Origin of the sequence: Bombiscardovia apis, assembly GCF_033095945.1 — a bacterium.
Taxonomy (GTDB): domain Bacteria; phylum Actinomycetota; class Actinomycetes; order Actinomycetales; family Bifidobacteriaceae; genus Bombiscardovia; species Bombiscardovia apis.
Window position 1 is genome coordinate 507,571 of the sequence record NZ_AP026800.1, and the last position, 17,770, is coordinate 525,340.

Below are 17,770 nucleotides of genomic sequence, written 5' to 3' on the forward strand. Positions count from 1 at the left end.
CTCGAAACTAGCGCTGGCAACCCCCCAAGAGTCGAAGAAGCAGCAGCCCGCGAGCTGCCAAGAATTTGAAAGACAGGACAACATAGTGTTGGACGTCAATGCATTTGACAAACTGAGAATTGGACTGGCCACCGCCGACAATATTCGTAGCTGGAGCTACGGCGAGGTCAAGAAACCTGAAACCATTAACTACAGGACCTTGAAGCCCGAAAAGGACGGCCTCTTTGGCGAGCAGATCTTCGGACCTACCCGCGATTGGGAGTGCGCCTGCGGTAAGTACAAGCGTGTGCGCTTTAAGGGCATCGTCTGCGAGCGTTGCGGTGTGGAAGTTACTCGCTCCCGCGTGCGCCGCGAGCGTATGGGCCACATTGAGCTGGCTGCGCCCGTGACCCACATTTGGTATTTCAAGGGCGTACCTTCGCGTTTGGGCTACCTGCTCGACATTGCTCCTAAGGATCTGGAGAAGGTTATCTACTTCGCGGCCTACATGGTCACCAAGGTAGATTACGATCAGCGTCACCAAGACCTGCCCGACCTGCAAGACGAGTTCGACAACGAAATTGGTCAGCTGGAAAAGAAGCGCGACGTTGAAATCGACAAGCGCTCCAAGAAGCTGGAAGAGGATTTGGCTGAGCTGGAGAACTCTGACGAAGCCAAGGGCAACATGAAGAGCCGGCTGCGTAACGGTGCTGAGCGCGACATGACCAACATTCGCAAGCGTTACGACGATCAGATTCAGCGTCTCAGCTCTGTATTTGACCGCTTCAAGGATTTGCGCCCCGGAGATATGGAAGGCGACGTGGATCTGTGGCGCGAAATGCAGGACCGTTATGGTGATTACTTCGATGGTTGCATGGGCGCTGAGGCCATAAAGGAGCGCTTGAAGGCTTTTGACTTGGAAGCTGCTTCTAAGGAGCTTCGCGAGGAAATCGCCACTGGCTCCGGTCAACGCAAGGCCCGCGCTTTGAAGCGTCTGAAGGTAGTGAACGCTTTCTTAACTACCGGCAACCATCCGGCAGCTATGGTTTTGGACGCTATCCCGGTGATTCCGCCCGACCTGCGTCCTATGGTTCAGCTCGATGGTGGACGTTTCGCTACCTCCGATTTGAACGACCTCTACCGACGCGTCATCAACCGCAACAACCGCTTGAAGCGACTGATTGAGCTGGGCGCGCCTGAGATTATGCTCAACAACGAAAAGCGTATGCTGCAGGAATCTGTGGACTCGCTCTTCGACAACGGCCGCCGCGGTCGCCCCGTCACCGGTGCTTCCAACCGCCCGCTCAAGTCCTTGGCAGATATGCTTAAGGGCAAGCAGGGTCGTTTCCGCCAGAACCTGCTGGGTAAGCGTGTGGACTACTCGGGTCGTTCCGTGATTGTGGTCGGACCTTCCCTGCGTATGCACCAGTGCGGTCTGCCTAAGCCTATGGCTCTGGAGCTCTTCAAGCCCTTCGTGATTAAGCGTTTGGTTGACTTGAACTACGCTCAGAACATGAAGTCTGCTAAGCGCTTGGTCGACCGTGGTGACGCAGCTGTGTGGGGCGTGCTTGAGGAAGTTATCGCCGAGCATCCTGTATTGCTCAACCGCGCACCTACGCTGCATCGCTTGGGTATTCAGGCCTTCGAACCGATTTTGGTCGAGGGTAAGGCTATCCACCTGCCCCCTCTGGCTTGCGCCGCCTTCAACGCCGACTTCGATGGCGATCAGATGGCAGTCCACCTGCCGCTGTCTGCCGAAGCTCAGGCCGAGGCTCGCGCGCTTATGCTGGCTTCTGACAACATTTTGAAGCCCGCAGACGGACACACTGTGACCATGCCGTCTCAGGATATGATTCTGGGTCTGTACTTCCTTACCACCGTCGTAGATGGTGCCAAGGGTCAGGGCCGCGTCTTCTCCTCACTGGCAGAGGCCCGTATGGCTCTGGACTTGGGCGAGATCGACATGGAAGCCAAGATTCTCCTGCGTGTACCCGAAGATTTCGTTATGCCCAAGGATTGGGAGCCCGGTGAACTCAAGGTGATCAACCCTGAGCCCGGTAGCCCAGACGTGGTCAAGGAAGAGGTCTTCAAAGACGGCACGAAGCTGTTTGCTACCAACTATGGTCGCATTCTCTTCAATCGCACCCTGCCTGTGGATTACCCGTTCGTCAACGAGCAGGTGGCCAAGGGCAAGCTGGCTGGCATCGTCGACGACATCGCAACCCGCTACTCGACCGCTCAGGTGGCTGCTAGCTTGGATGCTTTGAAGGACTTGGGCTTCACCCGCGCTCCTTGGTCTGGCGTTACCATGGCCTTCTCCGACATCGTGGTGCCGGGCGAGCGTTCTGAGATCATCAATGACTACGAGAACCAGGCCAACAAGGTCAACTCTCAGTACGACATGGGTCTCTTGACTGAGGAAGAGCGCCGACAAGAGCTCATTAACCTCTGGACCGAGTGCACCGATAAGGTTGCTGACGCTATGCGCGACAACTTCCACGATGCCAACAACGTGAACATCATGGTGCAGTCCGGAGCTCGCGGTAACTGGATGCAGATTCGTCAGATTGCTGGTATGCGAGGCTTGGTGGCTAACCCCAAGGGTGAGATTATTCCTCGTCCTGTCAAGTCGAACTACCACGATGGTTTGTCTGTCTTGGAGTACTTCATCTCCCAGCACGGTGCCCGTAAGGGTCTGGCAGATACGGCACTGCGTACCGCAGAGTCTGGCTATCTGACCCGCCGTTTGGTCGATGTCTCTCAAGACGTGATTGTGCGCGAGGAAGACTGCGGCACTAAGCGTGGCTTGGCTACTACGGTGGGCGAGCGCGACGAGAACGGCAACTTGGTCTTGGTCAAGGCTGCCGACGGTGGTCCATACTCACGCCTGCTATCTGAGGATGTTATCGATCCTAAGGACGGCAAGACCGTACTCTACAAGCGCAACGATCCGCTTTCTATGGATACCCTGCGCGACTTGGTGGCTCACGGCATTGAAGAGGTCAAAGCCCGCTCCGTGCTCACCTGCGAGTCCGCTCGCGGCGTGTGCGCCAAGTGCTACGGCTGGTCGTTGGCTACCATGCGTCCGGTCGACGTGGGTGAGGCAGTCGGTATTGTCGCTGCTCAGTCCATCGGCGAGCCTGGTACTCAGCTCACGCTGCGTTCCTTCCACTCCGGTGGTGTGGCTTCGGCATCCGATATCACCCAGGGTCTGCCCCGTGTTACCGAGCTCTTCGAAGCCCGTACGCCTAAGGGTGAGGCTCCGATTGCGGAGTTCCCCGGCACGATCAAGGTTGAGGACACTGACCGTGGTCGCCTAGTCACGCTGAGCCCAGACGACGGCACTATCGAGCCTTTGAGCTACCCGGTTACCCGCCGCGCTCCCATGCTGGTTAAGGATGGACAGCACGTTGAAGCTGGTACTCAGCTGATTGAGGGTTCTGTTGATCCTAAGAAGATTCTGAGGATTCTTGGCCCCCGCGCCGCTCAGGTCAACATCGTGGACGAGGTGCACACCGTGTACCGCTCTCAGGGTGTGGATATTCACGACAAGCACATCGAGGTTATCGTTCACCAGATGCTGCGTCGCGTGACGGTCATCGACTCTGGCGACACCGAGCTGCTGCCCGGCGAGCTGGTCGATCAGGCTAAGTTCCGCGCTGCCAACATCAAGGCCGTCAAGGCTGGTGGCAAGCCTGCTGCTGGTCGCCCCGAGCTCATGGGTATTACCAAGGCTTCGCTGGCCACGGATTCCTGGCTTTCCGCTGCTTCCTTCCAGGAGACTACGCGAGTGCTCACCGAGGCCGCCTTGAGTCAGAAGGTCGACGACCTGAAGGGCTTGAAGGAGAACGTCATCATCGGTAAGCTCATTCCGGCCGGTACCGGTTTGGCTCGTTACCGCAACGCTAAGGTGGAGCCCGATAAGGCTATTCGCGACACCATCTACCCGAACTTCGGGCTGGGTGGCGACGAGAACGGCGAGCTTTCAGATGCTGATTTGGCTGATGTGGACTTCTCCAACATCGACTTCGGCGACTTGAAGCTGGGCGATGACTTCAACCCTGATGATTTCCTCAATGATCAGGGCGGTCAAGACAACCTGGATATCGCCGGTCTCGAATTGCCTTCCAACGGTGAGACAGCAGCTCAAAGTGCCGCTGATCTAGCCGAAGGTGCTTTTGGTGACTCGGACGAAACTCAAGGCAGCAATGACCCCGGTTTTACCGACAGCCAGACCGAGGAAAACCACTCTGCCACTAGCGGCAACAGTGACGCTTCCTTCTCCTCGGCTGAGGAGTAAATAGGGCCTCATAAAGGCTCTCGTAGTTTACTGACGAGGTCCGCTCCAGTCCATACTGGGGCGGACCTCTTCTTTATAATCGTCTGACCTTTGCAGAGGGGGATCGCGCAAACGGAGCTAGTCTGCTCGCTTGCATACTTGATTGGCGCGGGTGCGGTCTTGCACTAGTGCTTGTGCTGAGACTTGCGCTAGGCCTTGCTCTTTGCCTGACTACAAGTGAGGGGATAGGACTTGTCGAGATGCGAAGTTTCCATCTGCGGCTTCGGCTGCTGGCAGATATGAGATACGCTCGTGCTTGCTCGATTTGCTGCCAGTACAGCAGGGCCTGGGCTTCGCTACAGGGTGAACTACTAAAACTAGCTTGGTCAGCTTCCTGGCTCAGTTGGTGGCAGAGTTCAGTGAATGCCTTGTCCTGGCGCTGCTCCTGCCGCCTGAGCTGCCGCCTGAGCTGCTGAGTGTAAGCCTGAGCAATGGACTGTGCCTGCTGACTGCGCGTGCCCAGTGCTCGATGGTTGTGTTGACCAGCCACCCCAGCAAGGTAGGCCCAGCCTCGCTCAATCCGTGCTCTTGGGTCACCTAGGTGTTTATAACGATATAAACGCCGTCGTTGCAGCAACATCAAAGCTGCTAGCAAGCTGCCTGTCAGCCACAGCGGCAGGCTTAAAACTCCTATACGTTTGATAAGTGGCCCCCGTCGCTCCCAAAAGGATGGTGGATTGGGATTGCTGCCGGCAGAGTCCGCTCCAGCTGAGCTCAGGTCACTCGCTTCTGGTTCCACTAAGGGTTGGACGAGTTCTGTTGATGGCGGCCGAAGCAATTTCGTTGTCTCCGGCTCTGGCTGAGCTTGCGGCTGTGGCTGCCGGCTGGCCGGAGGCGTGGGATAGAAGGCCACCCAACCAAGGTCGGTAAAATTGATTTCTACCCATGCCTGCGCATCTTTGCCGCGAAAGCTGCTGTGGGCTTGTTGAGAGGCTGGCGGGGTGCGTTCGCTGTCAATACTGCCCTGTGGTGCCTGAGGCAGGAAACCGAGCACAAGACGTGAGGGAAGACCACTCTGGCGAGCCAGAAGGGCCATGAGTGAGGCGTACTGCTCACTGTCTCCCACCATGGGCTGGGCCTTGAGCATGCTGGCTATGCGATATGAGCCGTGCCCAGGAAGCGAGGGGTAAGAACCTGCCAAGCCGTGAGAAAACCAGCCTTCCTGCCGTAAGCGGTCGGCAATATTGAGGGCCTTCTGCCCGTCAGTGAGCCCCAGTCCTTGCCCAGCGTAGTGAATGGCTGCTTCCTCTAACCCGGCTGGTGCTCCTGTAAGTGCTGCTTGTTGAATGCTTTGAGCCTGACTGCCAGCTATGGCTTGCCGGGAGGGAGCTGAAAGTAGCCGGGCGCGTTCGTGATATGACACAGGGCCAGCTAAGTCTTGATTAGTAAGAGCTGCTGCCTGCGCTTGGCTGTAATAAATATGCTCTGAAGTCATGCCGTGAAAGTTGCTATAAGTGAGTGCTTGCCCGATGGAGGGAAGCCAACGTCCTTCCATTTGTGGACTCAAAGAGAAACGCACGTTTGCAAGGCGGGAGCCGCTTGTGGGTAGAGTATGGTTGCTGTCCTGGCTCAGAGCGCCGTCATAGCTGAGGCGGCGGTAGCTCTCTTGCTTCCGAGGCTCTGGGGAGGGTGAGAATCCCCAGACTTGCCCATCGAAGCAGTCCATGACGGCGAGACGAACAGGAGTATCAGCTGGCAGGCCTTGTGCTTGGAAAAGCTCTTCCTTGAGCCAGTGCTTGTAATAGGCCCGATAGTCACTCAAGGGGCTAGAAACGGCTGTGAGAGATAAGGGAGGCTCATAGAAGTCGCGAAGACTCACACGTTGTAGTGGTAGCAATGCAGTGGTGCCGAAGGCGAGAGTGCCTGCAAGGCTAATGGACATCAAACGGGGGAGTGCTTGCTTGGGCGCCCGCAAGCCAGTCACCCACGAAGTCCACAGGAGCAGAACTGCGCTGGTGATAGCTCCCAGAACGGCCCAATACCAGTTTTGTGTGGGTGTGAACAGGCAGGATAGAATTAGCGTGCCCAAGGGAAGGGAGCCTGATAAGAGTAGGAGCTGGGTCTGCTGGGCTGCCTGCTGAGCGGCAGAATACAGCCAAGCCGATAGGAAGCTCGACCAGAGTATGACAGTCCATAGAGCAATCCAAGCGTCCGCGGGCTCGGTAATGGGTAGATCTGAGTGGATAAACAGCTTCCAAGAGCTTGCTGTTGCGCGCAAACCTTGAGCGAGTAAAGACCGCGAAGGCAGGAAACTCCAGCGGCGAGGGCCAGAGAGTGCCAGACTGGGGCCGAGCAGGAATTGGGCGGCTAGAGCCAAAGTGGGCGAAAGCAACCCGAACCAGCCTCGCAGACGGCCGCAACATGCAGCCGCAATCCCGGCGCAACTCGCTCCTAAGCCCAGTCCCAAGCACTTGACCCAAGAGCCGTACAAGCTCATGAATTGGGTGCTAGAGCACAGGTTTATGGCAGCTATCAAGGCTAGGGCGAGCACCTGCTGTCGCTTGCCAGCAGGTCCGCACAGACAAGCTGTTGATTGGTTATCCTTGTTAGGTTCTAGGGTAAGTTTCACTAGGGGAGCCTGAGGCTGGGGTAAGTGCGATGGTCGTTGAATGTTCATAAGGCCTCCAAGAGTTGCGGGAGTTCTTCGAGCCGACTAATGCGAATACTAGGTAGACTGGCTAGTATCTGACTAGAGGTCTCGCTGCCTAGGCTGGCAATGATAACGACCGCGCCGGCTGATTGGTTTCCTAACCCGGTCTCTTCCATGGCTTGGAGTAGTTGCTTCCTGGGCTCTCGCGAACCGAGAACAAAGTAGCATCGGGTGATAGTTGAGAACTGGCTGAAGGATGAAAGCAGTGGGTTATCGCGCTGCTGTTGGCTCTGTAATAACCCTGGATTGTTGTGTAAACGGAGGGTGCTGCAATATTTCAGGCAATCGTCTGTATCGGCTGAATGATGAGGGAGAGAGCCCGCATGTACTAGCAGCCTTCTTCCTAAGGCTGTCTCCCGCTTCCCAATCGATGCTAAGAGACTTACTGCGAGCTCAAACTCAGCTGGGTTGGTATAAGTGCTAGCTGCGGTAGATAGCCATAGGACTGAGCTGTGTTCTAGCTCGGGTTCCGGCAGCCGAATCAACAAGTGCTGGGAACGGGCGCTGGCTGCCCAGTGCACCTGCCGCAGGTCATCGCCCGGCTGATAGTCGCGTAAACTGTGGAACTCCAAACCAGCCTGAGCGGGGGTCAAACTGTTCGAGCTATTAGTGCCAGAACGGGGTACTGCTTGGTTAGTTGGCAGATCCACTGTTTGCGGGCAGACAATCAGGGGTTGAGGGGATATGAGGCTGACTTTGCGCTTATAGAGGCCCAAAGCATCGCTCAGACTTATGGCGAGTGGTCCGAGCGTACTCACACCCCGGCTTTCGGCCTGCAAGATACAAGAACATTGGCATTCAGCATTGCTCGTGAGACTGGGAAGCCACATGTGCTGCCGCGCTTGACCTGCCAGCAGCTCCACTTGCAAGGGCCGGGCGGGTCTGCGGCCGGTATTACTGACTTGATAATCAAGATGACAGCTTTGTCCCGTGCTCAGCAGCGGAAGTGGGCGGGCAAGAGCGGCTTGCAGTTTTACAGGTTTCCATAACGAGCATAGGGAGCTGGTCAGCAGAATTAAGCCGCCGATGGCAATCACGCTCAACTCCTGCCAGCCCAACCAGCAGCATGTAAGGGCTGAGAGCGGAGTGAGTAGGATGAGTGCCCAGCCCAGAGGGCTTGGGTGTATCTCTTGCCAGCGCAAACTGAGCTGCCGAACAGGCTTCAAAGCAGAATACGGCCGCAAAAAGCGGGGAAGCCGCAGCGTAGAGGCCATCATGTGCACTCACCAGCTTGAGGCACCGGCACGCAGGCGCTAACTTCTTCTAAGACTTCCCGCTTGCTGATTCTTTCTATGCGGGCCTGAGGGCTAAGCGTGATGCGGTGGGCAAGTACTGGAAGCAGCAAGGCTTGAACGTCGTCGGGAATGACGTAATCGCGGCCCTGAGCCCCGGCCCAGACACGGGCACAGGAGACTATGCCCAGCCCGCCACGAATTGAGGAGCCTCGCTCAATCAAGTCACTATGGCGACTGGCCTCAAGCAGGCGCACTACATATTCGAGAATGGCGGGGCTCGCGTAGACTGCGCGCGCTTGCTGCTGGAGCTCTTGGAAGGCCTGAGTGCCCAAACTAGCGGGCGCTTGAGCATTGTTTTCCTTCCCCGCTTGAGTGAGAATCTCTAGGCTGGCCTCATGGCCGGGGTCTCCCAGGCTGGTGCTGATAAGAAAGCGGTCTAACTGAGCCTCAGGCAGCGGGTATGTGCCCAATTGGCTGCTGTCATTTTGAGTTGCTACAACGATGAAAGGGCCTGCTAGGGCTCGGGTGTGGCCGTCAAGCGTGACCTGACCTTCTTCCATAACCTCTAATAGGGCTGACTGTACTTTGGGCGAGGCTCGGTTGATTTCGTCGGCCAAGAGAACTTGCGTAAAAACAGGGCCGGGCCGGAAGCTCCAGCGCTTGCTAGTTTGCTGGTATATGGTGACGCCCAGCAGGTCGGAGGGCAGGAGGTCGGGAGTGAACTGCATCCGCTTGTGGTCTAGGCCTAGGCTCTGGCTGAGGGCACGAGCCAGCTGCGTTTTTCCGGTACCTGGCTGGTCTTCCAATAAGATATGCCCTCCAGCGAAGGCAGCGGTTAAGCATAAGCGAATAGCTAGGCTTTTGCCCACGATGACCCGACTCACGGACTCTTCTAAGCGTTCGAAGGCTCCTTGAAGGCTGCTAGATGGCTGAGAAGACTGGGTATTGTTTGCGAGCTCAGGCCTTGCAGTCGCAGGTTGAGTGTGTAATCTAGGCACCTTGGCTACCGTCTGCTGCTTGGCTACCTTGGGTGGGCGAACTGGCAAGCGGGTGTCATCGGCAGCGCTAACATTTGGCATCCGGCTGGGCAGGCGGGTCTGGTCCGTGATGGCGGAAGTGGCATCAGCCAATGCTGAACTATCTGCTGGCAGTTTGGTTCTATCTGCTAGCGCGGTCTGGTCGTTAACGACTGCGTTCATGTTCGGAAATCCTCTCTAAGGTATATACGGCGCGGGCTGTAGCTGATGTGTTGGAATCTGCCGGCCCTTGCGCCCGAGTCACGGCCTCGAAGGTGAGCGAGCGCCCCGCGAATTGCTGCGGTATGGTCAGTTCTCCGCTCACGCTCGCGCCCGACTGATTGCAAGGAAAGGAAGTTGCGAACTGCTCGCCACTTACGTCAGCCAGTCTGAGGTCTACTGCCGAGCAGGGATGTCCGTGCAAACTTCCTGGCCGCAATCTCACCTCAATCCTCGCTGGCTGCTTGCTGCCGGGCTTTTGGGTGATGCTTTCAAAGACTGGGGCATCTGGAGAAGACCAAGTGGAGCCAATCGCGCTCGCTGGCGGGCCTTGACCTGCCTGATTAACGGCACTCACGCTTACGGTGCAAATCTGACCGGCAGAACTGTGGGGTACGGTGAGTGTGGCCTGCGTAGACTGCGGCGTGCGCCCCCTACTGGAACCGCAGCCCGGTCCGCTGGCTTCGAGCGTATATCCGGCAATTCGGCTGCCTGAGTTAGCGGGTGGATCCCAAGCAATATGCAGGGTTTCTTGCTTGCTGCCGTCAATACGCAGATTGCTGGGCGGGGCCGGTTTGGTATCGGGTCTGGCGGCCAGTGGGGCTGAAAACTCAGACCATCCCACCGCGTTACGGGCCCGGACCCTAAGGCTGTAATCGCTGCCATTGCTCAGACCGTGTAGGGTGCAGCTCGTGGCTTGATCGCAATCTTGGCTGACTTGGCCGTGGTTACTAATGCTCACCAGCTGGTAGAGGGTAATGGCTGAGCCGCGCGGGGCGCTCGGTTGCCAGCTCACGCTCACCTGTCCGTCTCCAGCTTGTAAGCTCGATGCTATCAGACTAGGCGGCAAGGGATAGTTGATAAAGTCCACTAATATGCTGGTTCTCACCTCCCGCTCCTTGGCTCCGCTGGCATCTGCAATGGCGAGCACCAGTTGTCCGCTCACGGCATCGCCCACAGCATCGGAGCGAATCTGTACCCATCCCTCGCTCTGAATGCTCGCACTCAAACCTGGCGAAGTGCTTACGACGCTACTGACACGTAGGGCCTGGTTGGGGAAGGGGTTGAAGGCACCTTCCAGAGCATTGATACGTCTGCTGCTCCCGGCAGCTAAGCTCAGCCTACGCTCGGGAATCTGGGCCAGGGGCCGCCTACTGGCTATAATTCGAAGTGTGAGCGTAGCCTGAATTTGCCCTCCTGGGTAAGTAATGCGTAAAGGCAGGCTAGCGCTACTGCCAATGCTAGAGCTGGCGGCCGCGTGGAGTTTTAGGATGCCTTGCTGGTTGAGGCTGGCTGATAGGGGCTTGCTAAGGTTGTGGCTGGAAAAGCTCAGTTTGCGCGCTTGCTCTGCTGAGTGGGTGCTGAGGAAGGGCCGCAATGAAATCTCCTGCTCGGGAGCTCCGGCTTCTACATCCAGAACTGGCGGGGTAAAAACAGGTGCAGGCGGCTTACCGTCGCTTACCTCGATGGGTATGGTGACTACTGCCGTATGGGCTGGTGAGTGGTCGGTATCACTGTCTGTTGCGGTAAAACTGATGGCTGCTGGGCCCGCATAGTTAGTGGCGGAAGTAAAAGCGAGCGTATGTGTATCGATGTAAGTCTCAGAGCCGTCTGCTTTGTTGGCATGAACCGCTTGGGCTGAAAGAATTGAAGCTGAACTGCCCGGCCGAACGGTCAGGTAATCTGAGATAGGAATAAGCGTCCTTACTCCTGTCTGCACTTTGAGTGGTGTAACTCCCTCCTTAAGACTAGGTGGAAAGTCTCCCTGGGCCGGTAGGTATACACAAGCAGTAGAGGTTAGTCCGTGGCGGGTGTTGCTTACGGTGTATGCGACAGTGCGCGGCTGTTCGCCTAATTCGAGGGTGAGCCGGGAGGAGCCGACTGGTCCTGTTGGCTGGCCTTGCGGTGCGCTGGCAGTAGGGTTGAGCCCCAATTGGAGGTCGCTCGCTGGCCCGGAAGGATTGCCAATGGCGGGGGCTAGGTCGATACTCACCTGCTGCCGGCCTTGCGCTTGGGCGGGAGTGAGCCAGTAGTCGGCAGCCATCGGCGGTTCAATCTCGGCTTGGGGATTGGTAACGATACGTAGGTTGGCTTGGCTGGTTGCTCCCGATTCGTTGCGAGCCCGGTATCTGATGAAGGAGCTTCCGGCGCTCGCAGGGCTGGTCAGTGAGATGGCGTGATCACTTACGTTGACCTTGTCTACACCGTTGAGTTCGAGTTTGTGATCTAGGGTCAGATTCTGCCCATTTTCACTTACATCGTTGGCAAGTACGGGGACGCTTACGGGCGTATTGGGCCTCAGTTGTATGTCGTCGTCTCGGGCCATCAGATTAGATCCTGCCTGCCCAGCTGTCACCGCCATGCGAATCTGGCCCTCAGCTTGCTGCCCATGTTTACCGCGTAAAAGGTAGGTAAAATCATCAATACCGTGGTCGTTTGAATACGCTTCGTATTGCAGGAAGTTCGGCCCAACTTGGCGAATCCGCCCTAGCTGCGGAAATTGTGAACCTATCCCTGCCAACCTCCACTCTTCGCCTTGCATTTCGGGCGTTTGTATATCGATAGCAACCTTGGTTTGAGCGCCGGCCACTGTTTGGCTCTCAACTGGCGAGAGTGCTAAAGGCTGTGAGCTCGCTGCTTGCGAGGCATTGACCTGTACTGTAATGACACCAGTTGCGCTCTGCCCTTGGGAGTCGCTGATTCGATAGAGCAAGCGTGCCTGACCAGGCTCATTACCCGCCCAATAGCGCACGCTTGAACCTGAGATAAAAGCAAAATTGCTGAGGCTGCCGGGCTGTGGTTCGAGCTTGGGGGAGAGCTTGAGGCGGTCGCCGCGCTCACTGCTGATGCGGCTGAGTATGGGTATGCTCACTTTGCTGCCCGCCTTGACTTCCGCTTGCAGGTTGGGGGCGCTTAAGCCGGGTTTCGAGGCAGATTGGATGGGTGGCAGGATTCGAATCTGGCCCTTACTGCTTCCGGCGCTATTGCTGGCCTCATAGCTGAGAGCGATTGGGCGGTTGAGGCTTTGCGGAGCTTGCACTTGCAGGAAGCGGTGGTCAACTATGATTGCCCTTACTGGCTGAGCTCCCTCGGCAGACCAAGAGCTGAGGGCGAGCGGCCCACCTTGGGGGTTGCTGTCGTTGGCGAGCGGGTCTATGCGAGCCTGACCAGCTGAGTTGAACACTGCAGTATCGTCGGCAGTGATGGGCTTGGCGGAATTGCGAGCTGGCTTGCTGACTTGGAGCCGCAAGAGGCCTTGAGATTCCTGCTCTGCCTGCGCGATTCGATAGGGCAGATAGTAAGTGCCGACGCTTCGAGCTTCGACCTTGAGACTGAGCCGGTCGCTGTCGGTAGTGATGCTTAGCTCTGGAGGAGAGGGCACTTCTAGAAGTTTTACGGCCGCATCTGAGCTGCCGTGAATGGCCGAGGAGAGGTCGATATTGAGCGGCTGTCCTACTTGCATGGAGCGTATGAGAGGGTCAGCTTGTGCGGGCAGGGTGTGCGCTGGCGCAATCGTACAGTTGACGATACTGCTGGCCTGAGCCTGTCCGTCGCTGGCGGTGGCCTCGATGGGTACTTGACCGCTGGCTGACTCGTTAGCATGAAGGCGCAGTTTGCCGTCTTCGCGGGCGCTGAGCGAAACCGCTTCGCCGCCAAGACTGCGTGCGCCGGTAAGGAAGAGCGGGTCTGAGTCTGGGTCCACGAATCCCTCTAAAGCGTTGAAGTCTGCACTGCCACCGGCTTCGAGCTCGCAAGGCCGTTGCTGCTGGAGGAGGGCCGGCGGCTGGTTGCTGGACTTATCTAGCAGGGTCAGGCTAATCGAAGCGGTGGAACTCTTCCCCCGCCCGTCGCTGATGCTGTAACTGATACGAACGCTGCCCTCCTCGACCTGCGATGCGTCGACTTGGAGCTTGCGATTGTCTGCTACCGGTGTGAGACCCAGCCGTTTGTTGCTGCTGCTTACTTGGGTCAGGCTCGATATGAGGCAACCAGACTGCGCATCATTGGCTAAAGGGGCAAGGATGGCCCTTGAGCCGGCGCGCATGCTGAACTCGTCATCTTGGGCCTCAATCTCGCCTGTTTGCTTGGCGCAGTCGCGCATAAGCTGCCCTCCGTTATCGGCTCTGCTGTTGCTTGTGCGCTCGCTGGCAGGGCGCACGGAGCTCTGCTGCCAGCTCATGCCTATCGCATGCGTAGATTTGAGTGGATTCCACATAGAGCCGACAGTTACATCATTTAAGACCACCTGCCGCTTATTGGTGCGAAAGACTAGCTGCGATTCCGGACTGATGGACCCCAACGTCTGCACTCGGGAATCCAAGCCCGCTTGCTCTGCCTGGGGGAGTGCCTTACCACCCTGCTTGGCTTGCGGTTTAGGCGATTCCTCCTGGTCTGCCGTGCATAAGCGGGTGAAATTACGGGCGGTACTGGCCCAAGCAGCCCACCAGCATCCGCCAGAAGAGACGGGCTGCGCTGGCTTACCGCTGCCTCCGCTAACTATCGACTGCGGCTCATCAGTAGGCCGGTCGAGGTTTATCAGATAGAGGCCGCCTTCGTGGGCCACTGCGGCCCAAGTTTCGCTTTGGAGACTATCGACGGGAGAGGCTTGCAAGCGCAGCGACCCCTTGCCGGGCAGGGTCAGTTTGCCAGCATCCCAGTAGAGTGTGCGGTCTGAGAGAACAAGCACCCTGCTACCGACTATGGCCAAAGCGTCGGCCCGCAAGGGGTGTCCGCCAGTGATGGAGTCCAAAGTTTGAAAAGCCTTGCCCTGTGGTCGGTCCATGCGAATTACAGAGCCATCATGGGAACGAAAACCATATAAAATACCGCCGGTATCTACGCCGATAGCTCCTCCCTGTCCCAAGCGCAAGGAGGGCTCTTCTGCTTGGAGGTTGGGCAGGGGCGCAGTGCTGGATCTGGTCCAAACCCTGCCGCTGTGCCTGTCGAATAAGGCCAGACTTTCGCCGCCTATCAGTGCTTGCAAGCCCTCGGGAGTTTCGATGGATTGGGCAGGGGAGAGGAGGGTTGGGTCGATACTAGTTAGCGTGCGGCCGGTCTTCATGAGGGTAGTGTTGCCTGATTGCGTTAGGTCAAGTTCGCTGGTTTGGGCAGGGGCGGGAATCACGGCATCGGTTTCGCTAATGCGCGGATTAAAGCGTGCCAGCTTGCGCTCGCTAGCAGAGGCCACCCAGACCGTGCCGTCGTCGACAATAGTGCGCTCCTGGCTTACTGTGCGCACAACGATAGCGGCAATACTGACGCCAATAACTGCGAGAACGGCGAGCCCCAGCTGCGCCCACGAACTCAGCTTGCTGGCGCTTATTGCAGAATTCTTCGTTTGATAATGCTGGTTTTGCTTCCGGCGGTTGCCTCTGATGGTGCTCACTCGTCCTCCTGATATCACTATGTCTTGGGAGTTAAGGCTAGGGCATGCGAGCGCAAGGGTCATGCTCAAACGGGCAATGTGGTCGAATGTGAAAGCAGTATCGAAAAAGGCCTGTGGTCGAATGTGTCTGAGTCTTACTGACGGGCTAAAAACGAAAAAGAATACGGCCGATTTGGAATGATTTGTCTCACAATGTAGATATAAAAAGGCATAAGTGCACCCAAAATGGGATTACGAAAAATGCGCAATAGACAAACTAATGCGGCAGCAAAATGGAAACAGCTAGCTAGGGGCGGGCCAAGCAAATCGTGGTCGCCTGCGCTGCAATGCGCTTATCGGCTCGCATAAGGGCCACTTGAATGCATGTTTGTTCGCCTGAATCTTGGACGACACTCACATTCGCTTGCTTCACCTGCTGGGCCTGCTGCCAGTTATCGACCTTGCCCTGAGCTCCGGGTTGGGAGCGCTGCCATAGATAGCTGTCGCCGGGCTTGGGCTTGGGATTGGTCCAGGTAAAGACTGCGTAGTCTCCCTCCCAATGGCCTTCCCCGTTTGTCAGTTCCGGAACTGGCTCAGAGCTAGCAGCAGAGTTCGAGAAAGAATGCGGCGAAGTAGTTTGCTGGCGCGCAGTACCGACGCTATCAACATGCCTCCAAGCAACCCAGCCCAAGCCCACCGCTAGAACGATTGCGAGCAGGGCGGATATGGTGGCCACAAGAATCTGCTGCTGCTTGCCCGTAGCCATCTCGCGACCCGTGAGTCGATTGCCACTAACCTGGAAAGTTGCGCGCGAATTGGGGTTCTCGGCCGCTTGTTGCATGGTCAGCTTCGGAGGCGGAGGCAGCTGGCGTTCACTGCTGCCAATGCTCCGTAGCCTGCTGGGAGCGGTCGGTGGCTGGGGCGCTGGCAGGCTACGGCCAGACGCTCCTTCCGGTGGGCGTGGAGCCTGACTGCTTGATTCGAGTGCTACATTTTCTTCGGGGATCTCCTCGTAGCCTTCTTCCGCCTCTACCATTCGCCCACTCATACCCAACTCTTCGCTGGTGGGATAGAAGTCAGTATCGTTGGCAATAAGCGGCGTCATCTTCCCATACAAGCGGGCCTGCAACACCTGCATATCTCGGGCAAAATCAAGGGCAGAAAAGTAGCGTTCCTCCCGGCTGTGGGCCATGGCTTTACGCAAGACACGTTCAAAATCTTCGCTGGCCTCACCCTTGCGCAGCCTAGGAGGCTCTTGGGTCATGATGGTGTGCGACAACTCATGTTCGCTGTGCACCTGAAAACCGTATTCGTAAGGAGACTTCCCCGTCAGCAGACCGAAAAGTGTGGCTCCCAAGGAGTAAATGTCGGAGGACTCGGAGCCGCCGGACTTGTGGGCAATAATCTCGGGCGCGGCCCAGGGAATCGAAAGACCCTTGGCCTGCGAAGCTTGATAAGTGGAAGCGGAAATGCCAAAGTCAGCTAAAACTGGCTGCTGGTCGGCAGTGACGAGCACGTTGCCCGGTTTTACGTCGCGATGAATAATGCCCTGCTGGTGAGCTGTGTATAGGGCCGACGCGATGCGCACTCCTAAGTCAAGCGCCTCCTGCTCACTCAGACGGGTCGTTTTCATAATGCGCTTATAATTGCCGCCCGGGGCGTACTCCATCACAATGTAATCGCGCCCGTCTCGGCTCACTCCGGCCGAGTAAATGCTCAAAATTGAGGGGTGCTCAGACAAGCGGGCCATGAAGGTGGCTTCTTTAAGGAAAAGCTCGTGCGAACTATGGCTAGCGCGCTGCTTGGAGACCTTGACGGCTACATTGCGCTGGGGCTCAGCTTGCTGGTAGAGGTAGACCCAGCAGGTGCCGCCTGAGCCAAGAGGTCGTATGTAGTGCATATTGCGGATATGGGGCGCCCGTGGGTGAGTGGGAGCCGGGGGTATCTCTGACAAGCTCTCACCTCCTGCTGCCGCTGTCATTCTTTAAGGAACATCTAGTAATCGCATTCTATGCGAGAGGGCGGAGTATCTGGCCTGAGCGAAGAGCTTTGGCGTGTGCTGTCTGCGTGACAGGGCGGTGTAGAGTAGCTCTATTACCGGTGATTGGCGCGACTCTCTAGCTCTCGCGGGCTGTGAGGATAAGTAAAAGAGGACATAATGGACAAAGTCAACCATATCGATGGTCTGTATAACTTCCGCGACTTGGGCGGAATGGCAACCGAAAGCGGGCATATTGCTCCCGGGATACTCTTCCGTTCCGAAGCTTTGGCTGGTTTGAGCGAGCAGGGCAAGCATGAGATGGAAGATTCGCCGGTAGGCCTCGTCTTGGACCTGCGCTCTGACGAAGAGACACAGATGCTGCCCGACCCTGAGCTTGCGGGCATTGAGAACGTGCACATTCCCATGCTGGGCGGCTCAATGCCCGAGAATGAGAGCGACATACAATCGCGCGAGCAGGCACACAAAAACGCGGCCGAACTCCTCCATCAGACTTATATGACGTTGATTGCGGAAAATGGTGAAGACTACGCCAACATAGTGCACCGCACCGCTCAGGCCGCAGAACAGGGCAAGGGCACGCTCATTCACTGCTCGGCAGGCAAGGATCGTACGGGCACTTCAGTGGCGTTCATTCTGACGATTGCCGGAGCTGACCGCGAACAGGTTATCGCCGATTATGCCTCCTCTCAGGCCAATTTGAGCGGTACCTGGGAGGCCAACATGCTAGCTGCGATTGAGAGCGCGGGCGTCACTGTGCCCGATTCGATTAAGCCCATGATGGTGATTACGCCTCCCGAACTCATTCGCGAAACCCTTGACAAGGTTGAGAGCACATACGGCAGCGTGGCTGATTTCATTCTGGCTCACGGCGGCAGCCAGGAAGACATCGACACTATTCGTAAAGTCCTGCGCGCTCAGTAAAGCACTCGGCTGAATTCAAAGTCTTTTTTGAGTGTGAGTCGGGC

At 57.1% G+C, this 17,770-nt stretch carries 7 protein-coding genes; 2 read left to right on the plus strand and 5 right to left on the minus strand.

All coding sequences use genetic code 11. The features are described 5' to 3' along the window. Positions 1–85 precede the first annotated feature (85 nt). Complete coding sequence (locus tag R8377_RS01940; protein ID WP_317643283.1) at positions 86–4,279, plus strand: DNA-directed RNA polymerase subunit beta'; 4,194 nt, start codon at positions 86–88, stop codon at positions 4,277–4,279. Positions 4,280–4,352: 73 nt separating this feature from the next. Here the strand turns inward: R8377_RS01940 and R8377_RS01945 are convergent, their stop codons facing one another. The 5 genes from R8377_RS01945 to R8377_RS01965 form a co-directional block, all read right to left on the minus strand. Continuing rightward, entirely contained in the window at positions 4,353–6,935 is a 2,583-nt protein-coding gene (locus tag R8377_RS01945; protein ID WP_317643284.1) for a transglutaminase-like domain-containing protein, read from the minus strand. Then, a complete protein-coding gene (locus tag R8377_RS01950; RefSeq protein WP_317643285.1) occupies positions 6,932–7,726 on the minus strand; it encodes a DUF58 domain-containing protein in 795 nt (264 codons plus the stop codon). Before R8377_RS01950 ends, R8377_RS01945 begins: the two co-directional genes overlap by 4 nt. A gap of 455 nt (positions 7,727–8,181) precedes the next feature. Then, a complete protein-coding gene (locus tag R8377_RS01955; RefSeq protein ID WP_317643287.1) occupies positions 8,182–9,402 on the minus strand; it encodes an AAA family ATPase in 1,221 nt (406 codons plus the stop codon). Further along, positions 9,386–14,824 carry a fibronectin type III domain-containing protein gene (locus tag R8377_RS01960; RefSeq protein ID WP_317643288.1) on the minus strand — a complete coding sequence of 1,813 codons (5,439 nt, stop codon included), beginning with the start codon at positions 14,822–14,824 and terminating at the stop codon, positions 9,386–9,388. Before R8377_RS01960 ends, R8377_RS01955 begins: the two co-directional genes overlap by 17 nt. 286 nt (positions 14,825–15,110) lie before the next feature. Beyond that, a complete protein-coding gene (locus R8377_RS01965) occupies positions 15,111–16,757 on the minus strand; it encodes a serine/threonine protein kinase (protein ID WP_317643289.1) in 1,647 nt (548 codons plus the stop codon). A 204-nt stretch (positions 16,758–16,961) separates the two neighbouring features. Between R8377_RS01965 and R8377_RS01970 the strand changes: the two genes are divergently transcribed. Next, a complete protein-coding gene (locus tag R8377_RS01970) occupies positions 16,962–17,726 on the plus strand; it encodes a tyrosine-protein phosphatase (RefSeq protein WP_317643290.1) in 765 nt (254 codons plus the stop codon). Positions 17,727–17,770 lie beyond the last annotated feature (44 nt).

What these genes read in the sequence shown, in the direction of transcription:
- R8377_RS01970 (WP_317643290.1), top strand. Translation starts at nt 16,962, where the DNA reads ATGGACAAAGTCAACCATATCGATGGTCTGTATAACTTCCGCGACTTG.
- R8377_RS01945 (WP_317643284.1), bottom strand. Translation starts at nt 6,935, where the DNA reads ATGAACATTCAACGACCATCGCACTTACCCCAGCCTCAGGCTCCCCTA.
- R8377_RS01955 (WP_317643287.1), bottom strand. Translation starts at nt 9,402, where the DNA reads ATGAACGCAGTCGTTAACGACCAGACCGCGCTAGCAGATAGAACCAAA.